The 13,863-nt window shown below is 68.2% G+C and carries 12 protein-coding genes; 10 read left to right on the plus strand and 2 right to left on the minus strand.

Annotated elements, in window-relative coordinates; genetic code table 11:
• Positions 1 to 30: 30 nt before the first annotated feature.
• The 7 genes from pnuC to CFB39_RS21055 all read left to right on the plus strand — a co-directional run bounded on the left by pnuC (position 31) and on the right by CFB39_RS21055 (position 10,416).
• Entirely contained in the window at positions 31 to 663 is a 633-nt protein-coding gene (gene pnuC, locus CFB39_RS21025) for a nicotinamide riboside transporter PnuC (protein ID WP_011356028.1), read from the plus strand.
• 41 nt (positions 664 to 704) lie between these two features.
• The gene (locus tag CFB39_RS21030) at positions 705 to 1,895 is read left to right on the plus strand and encodes a phosphotransferase enzyme family protein (protein WP_089474303.1); all 1,191 of its coding nucleotides are present in this window, start codon (positions 705 to 707) and stop codon (positions 1,893 to 1,895) included.
• Between the two features lie 243 nt (positions 1,896 to 2,138).
• On the plus strand, positions 2,139 to 3,461 hold the full coding sequence (locus CFB39_RS21035; RefSeq protein WP_089474304.1) for a TolC family protein: 1,323 nt from the start codon (positions 2,139 to 2,141) through the stop codon (positions 3,459 to 3,461).
• Positions 3,462 to 3,495: 34 nt separating this feature from the next.
• Entirely contained in the window at positions 3,496 to 4,968 is a 1,473-nt protein-coding gene (locus CFB39_RS21040; RefSeq protein WP_089474305.1) for an efflux RND transporter periplasmic adaptor subunit, read from the plus strand.
• 125 nt (positions 4,969 to 5,093) lie between these two features.
• Positions 5,094 to 8,306, plus strand: a complete 3,213-nt coding sequence (locus CFB39_RS21045) for an efflux RND transporter permease subunit (protein WP_089474306.1) — start codon at positions 5,094 to 5,096, stop codon at positions 8,304 to 8,306.
• Complete coding sequence (gene irlR / locus CFB39_RS21050) at positions 8,306 to 8,989, plus strand: heavy metal response regulator transcription factor IrlR (RefSeq protein WP_039349341.1); 684 nt, start codon at positions 8,306 to 8,308, stop codon at positions 8,987 to 8,989. Before CFB39_RS21045 ends, irlR begins: the two co-directional genes overlap by 1 nt.
• The gene (locus CFB39_RS21055; RefSeq protein WP_089474307.1) at positions 8,986 to 10,416 is read left to right on the plus strand and encodes a heavy metal sensor histidine kinase; all 1,431 of its coding nucleotides are present in this window, start codon (positions 8,986 to 8,988) and stop codon (positions 10,414 to 10,416) included. The genes irlR and CFB39_RS21055 overlap by 4 nt, the downstream gene beginning before the upstream one ends.
• Positions 10,417 to 10,495: 79 nt before the next feature.
• Here CFB39_RS21055 and CFB39_RS21060 read toward each other — a convergent pair whose 3' ends face one another.
• The gene (locus CFB39_RS21060) at positions 10,496 to 10,783 is read right to left on the minus strand and encodes a DUF4148 domain-containing protein (RefSeq protein ID WP_089474308.1); all 288 of its coding nucleotides are present in this window, start codon (positions 10,781 to 10,783) and stop codon (positions 10,496 to 10,498) included.
• Between the two features lie 325 nt (positions 10,784 to 11,108).
• On the opposite strand from CFB39_RS21060, the gene CFB39_RS21065 reads away from it, so the two are divergent.
• Complete coding sequence (locus CFB39_RS21065; protein WP_179257713.1) at positions 11,109 to 11,330, plus strand: hypothetical protein; 222 nt, start codon at positions 11,109 to 11,111, stop codon at positions 11,328 to 11,330.
• A 199-nt stretch (positions 11,331 to 11,529) separates the two neighbouring features.
• On the opposite strand, the gene CFB39_RS21070 is transcribed toward CFB39_RS21065, so the two are convergent.
• Complete coding sequence (locus CFB39_RS21070; protein ID WP_089474309.1) at positions 11,530 to 12,690, minus strand: porin; 1,161 nt, start codon at positions 12,688 to 12,690, stop codon at positions 11,530 to 11,532.
• 316 nt (positions 12,691 to 13,006) lie between these two features.
• Between CFB39_RS21070 and CFB39_RS21075 the strand changes: the two genes are divergently transcribed.
• Both CFB39_RS21075 and CFB39_RS21080 read left to right on the plus strand, forming a co-directional pair.
• Complete coding sequence (locus tag CFB39_RS21075; RefSeq protein ID WP_089474310.1) at positions 13,007 to 13,282, plus strand: DUF4148 domain-containing protein; 276 nt, start codon at positions 13,007 to 13,009, stop codon at positions 13,280 to 13,282.
• A gap of 66 nt (positions 13,283 to 13,348) precedes the next feature.
• The gene (locus CFB39_RS21080) at positions 13,349 to 13,852 is read left to right on the plus strand and encodes a hypothetical protein (RefSeq protein WP_089474311.1); all 504 of its coding nucleotides are present in this window, start codon (positions 13,349 to 13,351) and stop codon (positions 13,850 to 13,852) included.
• The last annotated feature ends 11 nt before the right edge of the window (positions 13,853 to 13,863 follow it).

Here is a 13,863-nt window from a genome sequence, read left to right on the forward strand (position 1 = left end):
CCCCGGCAGCCAACCTGGAGAGCACAGACGATGTCCCCACTCGAAATCGCCGGCGTGATCGTCAGCGCGCTCGCGATCTGGCTGACCGCGAAGCGGCGCATGCTGTGCTGGCCGGTCGGGCTCGTGTCGGTCGCGCTGTACGGCTGGATCTTCTTCGACGCGAAGCTGTACTCGGACATGCTGCTGCAGGGCGCGTTCGCGGTGCTGCAGGTGTACGGCTGGCAACGCTGGCTCGCGCAGCGTGCGAGCGAGGCCGACGGCAGCGCGGCGCCGGCGGGTGATGTCGCGCCCGTCACCGGCGTGCGGCCGATGCAGATGCTGCCCGACCTGATCGCGGCCGTCGTCGGCAGCGCGCTGCTCGGCGGGATGATGGCGCGCTGGACCGATGCGGCGCTGCCGTTCGTCGATGCATCGCTGACCGCGTTCAGCCTCGTCGCGCAATACTGGACTGCGCGGCGCTACATCGCGTCGTGGGGGCTGTGGATCGTCGTGAACGTCGTGTACGTCGGGATGTTCGTGTTCAAGGAACTGTATCTGACGGCCGGACTCTATGCGCTGTTCATCGGGCTGGCCGTCGTCGGCTGGCGCGACTGGAGCCGCACGGCCGCGGCGCTGCGCGCGGCGGCCGGCGGTGCGCTGGCAACCGGCGGCGGCGCGCGCTGATCCACGTGCCGATCTGAATCAACCACGGAGCAACGTCGTTCATGTCATTCCCCCTCGAGCCGGACGGATCCCTGTCGCGTGACGTCGCGCCGCCGCAATTCGGCGTCGACGGCGAGCAGGCCGAACGCGACTGGCCGCTGATGACGCACGACGAGGTGGCGGCGGTGCTCGCCCGGATCGACGGCGCCGGCGAGCCCGCGCGGCTCACGTGGCACAGCCCGCGGCAGTTCGCGGCGGCCGTCCTGGTGCAGATGACGGACGGGCGCGGGCTGTTCGTCAAGCGTCATCACGTGAGCCTGCGTGATGTCGCAGGGCTCGAGGAAGAGCATCGCTTCATCGCGCATCTGCGCGAGCGCGGGATGCCGGTGGTCGACATTCTTGCCGATCGCGACGGCGCGACCGCATTCGCATCCGGCGACTGGACCTACGAGGTGCACGTACGGGCGCCGGGCGTCGACCCGTATCGCGGCGTGATGTCGTGGCAGCCCTTTACGCATGCTTCGCACGCGTACGCGGCCGGCCGCGCGCTGGCCGAGCTGCATCGCGCGTCGGACGGTTACGATGCGCCGGCGCGGCCCGTGCGGACGCTGCTGTCGAGCTTTCGCGTGCTGTCGTCCGCCGATCTGGCGGGCGCGCTCGAACGCTGGGTCGACGCGCAGCCGCTGCTCGTGCGCGCGCTCGGTGCGCGTGACTGGCGCGGCGACGTGGCCGATGCGATCGGCCCGTATCACGCACGTCTCGTGCCGCTGTTGCCTGCGCTGCCGCCGCTGTGGACGCACGGCGACTGGCATGCGTCGAACCTGTTGTGGACGGAGGCGGGGCCCGGTGCGCAGGTGCGGACCGTGCTGGATTTCGGGCTGTCGGATCGCACCTGCGCGGTGATGGATCTCGCGCTCGCGATCGAGCGCAATACGGTCGACTGGATGGCGCCGGCCGATGCGCGGCGCGTCGAGTATGCGCAGATCGATGCGCTGCTCGACGGGTACGAATCGCTCGAACCGCTGGGCGACGAAGCCTATGCGGCGCTGGTCGCGCTGCTGCCGATCGTGCATACGGAGTTCGCGCTGTCGGAAGTCGCTTATTTCGGTTGCATCATCGATGCGCCGGCCATCGTCGATATCGCGTACGACGGCTACCTGATCGGTCACGCTCGCTGGTTCGGCGAGCGCGACGGGCGGCAATTGCTTGACTGGCTCGTGCAGCGGCGGCGGGTGAAGCAAGGGGCTGCCTGATTCGCCGGCGGGGAATCGCCGCGCACGTGTGCCGATTCCCCGTGCTACCGCCATCTTCCGTGCGGCCGTCGCGCCGCACGTTCATCGAATCCTCCTGATCGCCGAAGCGGGGCATGGCTCTCGCAGGGCGCCGCACGCGCGCACGCGGCCGCCCCCAACATGACGGAAATATCATCTTCGCCTCATGTTCGCACTGCGGCCGAACCGTAGCATCGGTCGCGAACCGTTACCGCAGAACCGAACATGCTCAAGCTCAACCTCGCCGTGGCCATCGTCTTCGCGATGGCCGCGACGGCTCATGCGCAGCCGTCGCTGTCGCCGGGGCCGGCCCCGTCTGCCTCCGGCAGCGTCGCGCCGATCAGCGTACCGCCCCCCGACGCTCTCCCTTCCAACTCATTGACGCTTGCCGATGCGCTATCGGTCGCGGCCCGGAACAACCCGGCGCTGCGCGGCGCGCGCGCGGACGTCGATGCATCGGCCGGCGCACTGATGCAGGCCGGCGCGCGCCCCAATCCCGAAGTGTCGTTCCTGCAGGAAGGGTTCCGCCGCGCCGAACGCACGTCGACCGCGCTGATCAACCAGACGATCGAACTCGGCGGCAAGCGCAGCGCGCGGCTCGATGTCGCGTCGTACGGCAGGGAAGCGGCCAATGCATCGCTCGACGAGCAGGGCGCCGTCGTGCGCGCCGACGTGATCGCCGCGTTCTACGGGCTGCTCGCCGCACAGCGCCAGCTTCAGGTGACGGAGGAATCGGCCGCGATCGCCGCGCGCTCCGCGGATCTCGCGAGCCGCCGGGCACAGGCCGGCAAGGTGTCGCCGGTCGAGGCGACCAAGGCGCACGTGGCGGCGGCCGGTGTGCAGATCGAAGTGGTGACGGCGCGCGGCCGTGTCGAGGTCGCGCGCGAGAAGCTGAACGCGGTGATGGGCGAGGCGCGCGATGGCGGGCTTGCCGTGCAGGGCGACCTCGAAGCCGTGCCGCCGGTCGAGCCGCTGTCCGCGCTGACCGCGCAGCTCGATGATTCCCCGCTGGCACGGATCGCGCGCGCCGAGATGCTGCGCTCGAACGCGGCCGTGTCGCTCGAACGTGCGCGGCGCATTCCGGACGTGACGATCAGTGCCGGCGTGAAACGCGTGACCACGGGCGGCGTGCCGGACAACCAGGCGGTGGTCGGTGTGTCGATCCCGATTCCGCTGTTCAACACGAACAAGGGCGCGCTGCTCGAGGCGACGCACAAGGCCGCGCGCGCGAATGCCGATCTCGATCGCGAACGCACGCGGCTGCGGCTGGACCTCACGCAGGCGTACGCGAATTTCGAAGCCGCCGCGCAGGAAGCGCAGCGGCTGAAGGCCGACATCCTGCCGGCCGCGCGCCTCGCGCTCGACGCGATGTCGCGCGGCTACGAGCTCGGGAAGTTCAGCTTCCTCGACGTGCTCGACGCGCAGCGCACGCTGTTCCAGGGCCAGTCGCAATACGTGCGCGCGCTCGCCGATGCCCATACGGCCCGCGCCGACATCGGCCGGCTCGTCGGTACGCCGCTCGCATCGCTTGCACCGGTCGCGCAATAGCGCAACGGACGCCTCTTTTACCTGAAGGATCACCATGTCACGCAACAGAATCCTGATCATCGCGGCGGTCGTGCTCGGCAGCGCCGGGATCGTCATCGGCGCACTCGGCGTCACGCGCAACGGCGGCGGCGACGGCGCGTCCGCATCGGCGGCCGTTGCCGCTTCATCCACCGAAGCCACCGGCGAGCGCGGCGGTGTCGTGCTCAAGCGCGGCAAGCTGTCCGTCGAAATCGTGATGACGGAGAAACCCGGCGACGCGCGCCTCATCGTCTATCCGTTCGTCGACGGCAAGCCGGCGGACAAGGGCGTCACCGTGTCCGGCACGCTGGTTCGCTACGACCGCACGCACGAGCCGTTGCGTTTCGACGCGGCCGGCCAGAAGTTCGTGTCCGCGCAGTCGATCGGCAAGCCGCACGTGTTCGATGCGACGATCGACGTGAAGGCGGGCAATGAGTCGGCATCGTTCCCGTTCGCCCGCGCCGACGGCGCGATCGCGTTGACCGACGCGCAGCTCGCGACCTCGAAGATCGCGCTGGCGAAGGCCGGCCCCGCGCAGATCGCGACGCCGTTCCAGTTGCCGGGCGAGATCAAGTTCAACGAGGATCGCACCGCGCACGTGGTGCCGCGCGTGGCCGGCATCGTCGAGCAGGTGTCGGTGTCGCTCGGGCAGAACGTCGCGAAGGGGCAGGTGCTGGCCGTGATCGCGAGCACCGATCTCGCCGACCGGCGCAGCGAGCTGCTGACGGCCGAACGCCGGCTGTCGGGCGCCCGCGCGACCTACGAGCGCGAGCGCACGCTGTGGAAGGAGCGCATCTCGGCCGAGCAGGACTACCAGCAGGCGCAGGTGCAGTTGCGTGAAGCCGAGATCGCCGTGCAGAACGCGCGACAGAAGCTCGCCGCGCTGAACGCGCCGGTCGGCGCGGGTGCGTTGAACCGCTACGAACTGCGCGCGCCGTTCGCGGGCACGATCGTCGAGAAGCACGCGACGCCGGGTGAAGCGATTGCCGCCGATGCCAGCATGTTCGTGATCTCTGATCTCTCGACGGTATGGGCCGAGATGGCCGTGCCGGCGCAGCGGTTGAACGACGTGCGGGTCGGCCGCGATGCGACGGTCATCGCGACCGCGTTCGAATCGCGCTCGAGCGGCCCGATCGCGTACGTGGGGTCGCTGCTCGGCGAACAGACGCGCACTGCACCGGCGCGCGTCGTGCTGCCGAACCCGGACGGCGTGTGGCGGCCCGGGATGTTCGTGAACGTGTCGGTCGACGCGGGCAAGCAGAGTGTGCCGCTCGCGGTCGCGAGCGACGCGCTGCAGGACGTCGACGGCGCACCGTCCGTCTTCGTGCGCTCGTCGAAGGGTTTCGTCGCGCAGGCCGTCGAAACGGGCCGGCGCGACGAACGGGCGACCGAAGTGCTGAAGGGGCTCAAGCCGGGCCAGGAATATGCGGCGTCGAACAGCTTCGTGTTGAAGGCCGAACTCGGCAAGGGGAGCGCGGAACATGAATGAGCGCTACGTGTGTGCCGTTGCACGCCTCGCGGCCCGGTATGCGGCCCGCTTTCCGGCCCGCCGGGTGACCGGCCGGGCGGCTCGTCCGTCGAAGGTGACCGTGCCCCGTTTCAAGGAATCCCGTCATGTTTGAGCGCCTGATCCGCTTTGCGATTGCGCACCGCTGGCTCGTGATGCTGGCGATCGCGGCCGTGGCCGCGCTGGGCGTGTTCAGCTACCAGAAGCTGCCGATCGACGCGGTGCCTGACATCACCAACGTACAGGTCCAGATCAACACGGCCGCGCCCGGCTATTCGCCGCTGGAGGCCGAGCAGCGCATCACCTATCCGGTCGAGACTGTGATGGCCGGCCTGCCGGGCCTCGAGCAGACGCGCTCGATCTCGCGCTACGGGCTGTCGCAGGTCACGGTGATCTTCAAGGACGGCACCGACATCTATTTCGCGCGGCAGCTCGTCAACGAGCGCATCCAGGAAGCGAAGGACAAGCTGCCGGCCGGTATCACGCCCGCCATGGGGCCGACGTCGACGGGCCTCGGCGAGATCTACCTGTGGACGGTCGAAGCCGACGCCAACGCGCGCAAGCCTGACGGTACGCGCTATACGGCGGCCGACCTGCGCGAGCTGCAGGACTGGGTCGTCCGGCCGCAGCTGCGCAACGTGCGCGGCGTGACCGAGGTCAACTCGATCGGCGGCTACGTGAAGGAATACCGCGTCGCGCCGAACCCGGCGAAGCTGATGTCATACGGGCTGACGCTCGCCGACGTCGTGCGCGCGCTGGAGCGCAACAACGACAACGTCGGCGCGGGCTACATCGAGAAGCGCGGCGAGCAGTATCTGGTGCGCGTGCCGGGCCAGGCGCGCACCGTCGACGATATCGCCAGCATCGTGCTGACCAACGTCGGCGGCGTACCGGTGCGGATGAAGGACGTCGGGCTGGTCGACATCGGCCGCGAGCTGCGCACCGGCGCGGCGACGTCGGATGGCGAGGAGGTCGTGCTCGGCACGGTCTTCATGCTGATGGGCGAGAACAGCCGCACGGTCGCGAAGGCCGTCGCCGCGAAGATGGAGGACGTGAACCGCACGCTGCCGTCCGGCGTGAAGGCGATTCCCGTGTACGACCGCACCGTGCTGGTCGAGAAGGCCGTCGCGACGGTGAAGAAGAACCTGCTGGAAGGCGCGATCCTCGTGATCGCCGTGCTGTTCCTGTTCCTCGGCAACATGCGCGCGGCGCTGATTACGGCGCTCGTGATCCCGCTGTCGATGCTGATGACCTTCACCGGCATGGTGAACGCGAAGGTGAGCGCGAACCTGATGAGCCTCGGCGCGCTCGACTTCGGGATCATCGTCGACGGCGCGGTGGTGATCGTCGAGAACTGCGTGAGGCGGCTCGCGCACGCGCAGGCTGCCGCCGGCCGGCCGCTCACACGCGACGAGCGCTTCGCGGAGGTGTTCGGCGCGTCGCAGGAAGCGCGTCGCGCGCTGATCTTCGGGCAACTGATCATCATGGTCGTGTACCTGCCGATCTTTGCGCTGACGGGCGTCGAGGGCAAGATGTTCCACCCGATGGCCATTACCGTCGTGATGGCGCTCGCGGCCGCGATGGTGCTGACCGTCACGTTCATTCCGGCAGCCGTCGCGCTGTTCATCGGCGAGCGTGTCGAGGAGAAGGAGAACCGGCTGATGGGCTGGGCGCGGCGCGCGTACGAGCCGGCGCTCGCCGCATTCATGACGCGTCCGGCGCGCGTGATGGTCGGCGCGGGCGTGATCGTGCTCGCCACGCTCGGGCTGGCCACGCGGCTCGGCAGCGAGTTCATCCCGAGCCTCAACGAAGGCGACCTGGCCGTGGCCGCCTTGCGGATTCCCGGCACGAGCCTGTCGCAGTCGGTCGAGATGCAGAAGGCGATCGAGAAGACGCTGAAGGCGCGCTTCCCCGAGATCGAGCGCGTGTTCGCGCGGACCGGCACGGCCGAGATCGCGGCCGACCCGATGCCGCCGAACCTGTCGGACGGCTACATCATGCTGAAGCCGGCCGACCAGTGGCCTGACCCGAAGAAGCCGCGCGACCAGCTCGTGCGCGAGATCGAGGAAGCGCTCGCCGAGCTGCCGGGCAACGCGTACGAGTTCTCGCAGCCGATCCAGCTGCGTTTCAACGAACTGATCTCGGGCGTGCGCAGCGACGTCGCCGTGAAGATCTTCGGCGACGACATGGCCGTGCTGAACCAGACCGGCGAGCAGATCGCGGCCGCGTTGCAGAAGGTACCGGGCGCGTCGGAGGTGAAGGTCGAGCAGACCACCGGCCTGCCCGTGCTGACCGTCAACCTCGATCGCGACAAGCTCGCGCGCTATGGCGTAAGCGTGGCCGATCTGCAGGACTCGGTGGCCGCGGCCGTCGGCGGGCAGAAGGCCGGCACGCTGTTCCAGGGCGACCGCCGCTTCGACATCGTCGTGCGGCTGCCCGACGAGCTGCGCTCGGACATCGAGGCGATCAAGCGGCTGCCGATCGCGCTGCCCGCACCGGCGGCCGGCGCCAGCGCACCGCTCGCGGCGGCGCCGTACGTGCCGCTCGCGGAACTGGCGACGATCGACGTCGCGCCGGGCCCGAACCAGATCAGCCGCGAGGACGGCAAGCGGCGCGTGGTCGTCAGCGCGAACGTGCGCGGGCGCGACGTCGGGTCGTTCGTTGCCGACGCGCGCGAGCAACTGCAGCAGGACGTGCGCGTGCCGGCCGGCTACTGGGTGTCGTGGGGCGGGCAGTTCGAGCAGCTGCAAAGCGCGAGCGAGCGCCTGAAGCTGGTCGTGCCGCTCGCGCTGTTCATGGTGTTCGTGCTGCTGTTCGTGATGTTCAACAACGTGAAGGACGGGCTGCTCGTGTTCACCGGCATTCCATTCGCGCTGAGCGGCGGCGTGGTGTCGCTGTGGCTGCGCGGGATTCCGCTGTCGATCACGGCGGCGGTCGGCTTCATCGCGCTGTCCGGTGTGGCCGTGCTCAACGGGCTCGTGATGATCTCGTTCATCCGCAACCTGCGCGACGAAGGGATGCCGCTCGAGGCGGCCGTGCGCGAAGGCGCGTTGACGCGCCTGCGGCCGGTGCTGATGACCGCGCTCGTCGCGTCGCTGGGCTTCCTGCCGATGGCGTTCGCGACCGGCACCGGCGCCGAGGTGCAGCGCCCGCTCGCGACGGTCGTGATCGGCGGTATCCTGTCGTCCACGGCGCTGACGCTGCTGGTGCTGCCGGTGCTGTACCGTGTCAGCCATGCGGTGTCGTGGCGCGCGGCGTTGCGCGGTGGCTTCGGCTCGGGCGTGTTGCGCCGGCTGGGTTTCTTCAAGGGTAATGCGTGATGCGAATTCTGATTGTCGAAGATGAACCGAAGACGGGCGCGTACCTGCGCAAGGGGTTGACGGAAGCCGGCTATGTCGTCGACTGGGTCGAGGACGGCATCACGGGCCAGCATCAGGCCGAGACCGAGGAGTACGACCTGCTCGTGCTCGACGTGATGCTGCCCGGGCAGGACGGCTGGACGCTGCTGCAGAACCTGCGGCGCAGCAAGTCGACGCCGGTGCTGTTCCTGACCGCGCGCGACGATGTCGGCGATCGCGTGAAGGGCCTCGAGCTCGGCGCCGACGACTATCTCGCGAAGCCGTTCGACTTCGTCGAGCTGACCGCGCGTATCAAGTCGATCCTGCGGCGCGGCCAGCCGCGCGATTCGAACACGCTGCGCGTGGCCGATCTCGAACTCGATCTCACGCGCCGCAAGGCCACCCGGCAGGGCGACACGATCCTGCTGACCGCGAAGGAGTTTGCGCTGCTGTGGCTGCTGATGCGCCGCGAGGGCGAGATCCTGCCGCGCGCGACGATCGCGTCGCAGGTGTGGGACATGAATTTCAACAGCGACACGAACGTCGTCGATTCGGCGATCCGGCGCCTGCGCTCGAAGATCGACGACGCATACGACCCGAAGCTGATCCATACGGTGCGCGGGATGGGCTACGTGCTCGAGGCGCGCGGCGGCAGCGCGGCATGATCGCGCGCCTGTTGCCGCGCACGCTGCGCGGACGCCTGACCGCGCTGATCATCCTGTCGACGTCGGTGATCCTCGCGTCGAGCGGCGTCGCGCTGTACGAGGCGCTGAGCAATCGCGTCGACACGACGGCGGCCGAGCAGATGGCCGGCATCTCCGCCGCGCTGGGCGCGCATCTGGCCGAAGCGCGCTCGACGGCCGACGTCGCGCGCAACACCGACATCTGGATCGACCAGTTGCACGGTCATCCGAACATGGATCTCGCGATCTTCGATGCCACGGGCGCGCGCCTGGTCGGCACGCCCGGCTTCCGCCTCGTTGCGCCGCTGATGTCGCTGAATGCAGGGCGCGTGCCGGTCGGCGTCGCGCCGCCCGGCGCACGGCAGCAGTATCTGGTGACGAATGTGCCGCTTGCCGGTGCAGGCGCAAGTGCGCCCGTGGTGCGCGTCGTGGTGCAGTACGACCGCAGCGCCGACGTGCTGCTGCTGCGCACGCACGCTTATACGATCGTCGTGATCGAGGTGTTCGGCGTGGTGCTCGCGGCAGCGATCGCATATGGCATCGCGGCGCTCGGGCTAAGCCCGCTGCGGCGGTTCGCGGCCCGTGCCGAACAGATGTCGACGAGCCGGCTCGCCCATCCGCTGCCGGCGCTCGATACGGCCGGCGAGCTGAAGGAGCTCGAGCACGCGTTCAACGGCATGCTCGAGCGGTTGAACGAGTCGTTCACGCGGCTGAGCCAGTTCTCGTCGAATCTCGCGCACGACATGCGCACGCCGCTCACGAACCTGCAGGCGGCCGCGCAGGTCGTGCTGTCGCAGCCGCGCAGCGCGGATGAATACCGGAACGTGATCGAGTCGAGCATCGACGAATACCAGCGATTGTCGCGGATGATCGAGGACATGCTGTTCCTGGCGCGTTCGGAACAGGCCGGCACGTCGATCAGCGTGCGGCGCCTGGATGCGTCGGAAGAGGCGGGGCGCGTCGCCGGCTACTACGAGCCGCTGGCGGAGGATGCCGGCGTGACGGTGAAGGTCGACGGCCATGCGTGGGTCGATGCGGATCTGACGCTGTACCAGCGCGCGCTGAGCAACCTGCTGTCGAATGCGCTGGCCTACGCGCCGCGCGGCAGCATCGTGACGATCGATTGCGTGGAGCAGGGCGGTGCGACGACGATCGCCGTGTCGGATACGGGGCCCGGCATCGAGGCCCAGCACGTCGGAAAGATCTTCGAGCGCTTCTATCGTGTCGATCCGTCCCGGCACAACTCGGCGCAGGGGACGGGGCTGGGGCTCGCGATCGTCCGCTCGATCATGGACAACCACGGCGGCGAATGCGGCGTCGACAGCGACCCGGGCCGGCGCACGACCTTCTGGCTGCGTTTTCCGCGCCGGCCGGCCGAGCTGAAACGGCCGGCGGCCCTCCCTACCTGACACCGCCGGCGGGCATGCCCGCGCGTTCGCCATGAGGCGGCCGCGCGTGGCGCGCTGCCTGCGGTCGGATGACCGAGCGTCATTTCTGCGCGGTCAGGTTGTCGTGGTTGTCGGGCTGCGGCTTCTTCTCGCCGCCATGCACCGAAATCCCATGCAGCTCCTTGTTGCGTGCGACGAGCTCGCCGGTCGGCGGGTACTGCGTCTTGCTCACCGGCACGACGCCGTCGTGCTGCGCCTGCTTCAGTTCATTGACGACCTGCGTGCGGGTCTTGCCCTGCGTCTGCGTCTGCGCGGATGCGGCCTGCGTGGCCATGCCGAGCGACAGCGTGGCGGTGACGAACAGTGCGGCGAATTTTGCGGTTTTCATCGAGTGCTCTCCTTGATCAGGGCCGCCGGGTGGCGAACCATGGACCCAGTATGCGAAAGCAGCCGTGCGTGATCGTGATCGCGAGATGAAAAATGCGTCAGATTGCGTGATGAGGAGAGGCGCCGTTCGGACGCGACCGGCATGACGGATTCGTCATGTTCGCGTCATGGGCGCGATGAGCCGGAAGCGGAACATGAAGGTTGCCGATGGCCCGTGTGGCTGGCGGCATTCATGCCGTTCGCGATAGCTGTATGGAACGCGGGCGGCCTTGTTCTGACTTTCACACTGGACTTGAAAAGTGCCCCGTCCCGCCATTCGCCTAGCCTTGATCGCAGTCCTGATCGTCCCGTTGTTCGCGGGCTGCACATCGACGCGTTCCGGCACCACGCCGACTTCGCAGGCCACACCGGCCGCCGCGAAAAAGCCGGTGCCGACCGATCTCATGCCCGGCGAGCAGATCGATTACGCCGGGCATCGCTGCGGCAATCCGAATCTGTATGTGAAGACGCATAACTGCCTGTTCCCGCAACGCAATTCAACGCCTTGATCGTCGGCGCGCGATCAAAAAAAGGCCCGGCACTCGACGTGTCCGGGCCTAACGCGTGACGTGCCGTGCGGCAGCGACTCGCTTGCGTGGTCTGGAACGGGCGCTGCCCGTCACGTTTCCGATCGTAGCGAGGCGACGCTTCGCGAACCTGATCGGAACATGAAATTTTCGTCACGTGGCGCGCGTCATGCCGCCGTGGTCAGAACCGGTGGCGCAACCCGAGATTGACGATGCCCTGCGTGCGCGTTCCGCCATAGCCATACGACCCGATCGACGCCTGCGCCGTTTGCGTGCCGCCGTCGAGCGTGCGCTGTTCGCCGCTTGCGCGTTGCCATGCCCCGACCGCGTAGAGGTCGGTGCGCTTCGACAGCACGTAGTCGGCGCCGGCGGACACCTGATGGTAGGTCGCGCCCGTATCGCCACGGGCACGCGTGTAGCTGTAGCCGACGCCGACGAGCAGGCTGGGTGTCGCCTGATAGTTGAAGAAGCCGCGCGCGGTGTCGTACTTCTGCGTGCTGCGAAACGCGGACATCGCATCGGCCTTGTACAGCGCATTGCTGTAGTCGATACCGACCGCGAACGGCGCGAAGTTGTAGCGCAACGCGCCGCGCGCGATGCCGATCGATTTCGCGGAGATATAGCCGCCGTTGACCAGCGACCCGTCGAACGTGCCGTCGGACGTGCCATTCCAGCCGGTGCGGATGCCGTTGGCGAGCGACGAGCGATTGGCCGCGTAGTAATAGCCGCCCGCCGCGTCGACCGGGCCGTTGCTGTACGACAGGCCGGCCGACCAGGTTTGCCCGGCGCCGCTTTTGCCGGCCACGCCGGCGAGCGCAACCATGCCGACGAACTGGAGTCCGTTGATCACGGGCGACGTGTATTTCACCGCGTTGTCGGTGCGCGACGACGTGTCGTAGTTGTCGACGTCGCCGGGTGTCGCGTAGACGCTGCCGAAGTAGAAGTCGCCGGTGACCGGCCACGCGACATCCGCGAGCGCGTCGTACTGGCGGCCGAGGGTCAGCGTGCCCCAGCGCGCGCTGTCGAGGCCGACGAATGCCTGCCGGCCGAACATCCGGTTGCCTTGCCCGAGCGTGCCGGTGTTCGGATTGAAGCCGTTTTCCAGCGTGAAGATCGCCTTCAGCCCGCCGCCCAGGTCTTCCGCACCCTTCACGCCGAAGCGGTTGCCGAGCAGATTGCCGTTGCCGAGGCCGACGAGATTCTTGCCGTCCGCGCTGGCGTTCCATACGTACGTCAGCGACGTATCGAACAGGCCGTATAACGTGACTTCCGATGCGTGTGCCGCGTGCGTGGTCGCGAGCAGCGCACCCGACATCATGGCGAGCCGAACTGGAGTTTTCATGGTTTTCCCCTGGAATTCAAGATGATCGTTTCGTGCATCGGTCGATTCCGTGCCGCGCGGGGTGCAGGCGGGCGCGGATTGTCGCGATGGCGCTGCCGATTCTGGAAAGCATTCGGATCGTGAAGGTGAGGGACAAATGAGAAAAATGTCATCGCCGCGTCATGCGTGCGGAAACGCGTCATGTATTTTCATTCGTAGTGCGATGTAGGGAAGGTCGCGGTGGTGACGAAACCGTCATGCTGCGATCACGATTCCGCACCGCTGCCGGCTCAAAGTGAACGCTCCCGTCACGGATTTCCAGCAAGGAGCGAACAACATGAACATTCCGCGACCGATGATCGTCGTCGCCGCTGCCGTACTGTCGATGGCGGCCTTGTCTCAGGCAGCGGCCGCGCAGCAGAAGACCCGGCAGGAGGTCCGCCAGGAACTGGTGCGTGCGCGCCACGACGGCGTGATCCCGAGCCCGAATCACGACTACCCGGCGAGCCCGGCCGCCGTCGCGCGCAACCAGGAGATCCATCGCGCGACGGTGCATCGCGGGGAGATGGCACCGCTGGTCGATGCGCACGACAACCGTTTCGCGGTGCGTTGATCGTTCATTCGCGGCCGGCCGGCACGATGCCCGTTGGCCGCAACCTCACACGAAGAGGAGAGTGCCATGCGCCATTTCGCGAAAGGAATCGTGCTCGCGGCGTGCCTGATGTCGACGGCCGCGATTGCGGCCGGCTGGCCGGAGCGGGCGTTGTCGCACGCGTCGGCGCATGACGTCGGCCGGCGCGCGAACGAGCGGATGCGCTGCGAGTTCGCGGCCGTGCCGGCCGGCGAGTGGAGCGCGACGTTCACGCGCGGGCAATGCGAGGTCGACAACGGCCGGCTGACGTTCGTGCCGGCGAATGCGGGCGGCGATTCGACGCTCGCCGAGAAGCGGATCGTGCTCGGCGACGTCCGCACCGCGTCGCATCAGTCACGCAAGCTGAAGGAGCAGCTGCAACTGACGACACGCGACGAAGTGATCGCACTGAACGTGCTGACCGACGACGGCAGCCGCAAATCGCGCGAGCATGCGATCGACCTGTGGGCCGCGCTGCGCAGCGAAGGCGTGACGGCCGTCAACGGTACGCGCATCGTCGAACCGTATCCGACGGGCGCGACGACGTGGTAGCCGGCGCGCGG

Origin of the sequence: Burkholderia sp. AU6039, assembly GCF_002223365.1 — a bacterium.
Taxonomy (GTDB): Bacteria; Pseudomonadota; Gammaproteobacteria; order Burkholderiales; family Burkholderiaceae; genus Burkholderia.

Coding starts and splice junctions, on each gene's coding strand:
- CFB39_RS21080 (WP_089474311.1), top strand. CDS start 13,349: ATGCGCCATTTCGCGAAAGGAATCGTGCTCGCGGCGTGCCTGATGTCG.
- CFB39_RS21040 (WP_089474305.1), top strand. CDS start 3,496: ATGTCACGCAACAGAATCCTGATCATCGCGGCGGTCGTGCTCGGCAGC.
- pnuC (WP_011356028.1), top strand. CDS start 31: ATGTCCCCACTCGAAATCGCCGGCGTGATCGTCAGCGCGCTCGCGATC.
- CFB39_RS21075 (WP_089474310.1), top strand. CDS start 13,007: ATGAACATTCCGCGACCGATGATCGTCGTCGCCGCTGCCGTACTGTCG.
- CFB39_RS21055 (WP_089474307.1), top strand. CDS start 8,986: ATGATCGCGCGCCTGTTGCCGCGCACGCTGCGCGGACGCCTGACCGCG.
- CFB39_RS21035 (WP_089474304.1), top strand. CDS start 2,139: ATGCTCAAGCTCAACCTCGCCGTGGCCATCGTCTTCGCGATGGCCGCG.
- irlR (WP_039349341.1), top strand. CDS start 8,306: ATGCGAATTCTGATTGTCGAAGATGAACCGAAGACGGGCGCGTACCTG.
- CFB39_RS21030 (WP_089474303.1), top strand. CDS start 705: ATGTCATTCCCCCTCGAGCCGGACGGATCCCTGTCGCGTGACGTCGCG.
- CFB39_RS21070 (WP_089474309.1), bottom strand. CDS start 12,690: ATGAAAACTCCAGTTCGGCTCGCCATGATGTCGGGTGCGCTGCTCGCG.
- CFB39_RS21060 (WP_089474308.1), bottom strand. CDS start 10,783: ATGAAAACCGCAAAATTCGCCGCACTGTTCGTCACCGCCACGCTGTCG.
- CFB39_RS21045 (WP_089474306.1), top strand. CDS start 5,094: ATGTTTGAGCGCCTGATCCGCTTTGCGATTGCGCACCGCTGGCTCGTG.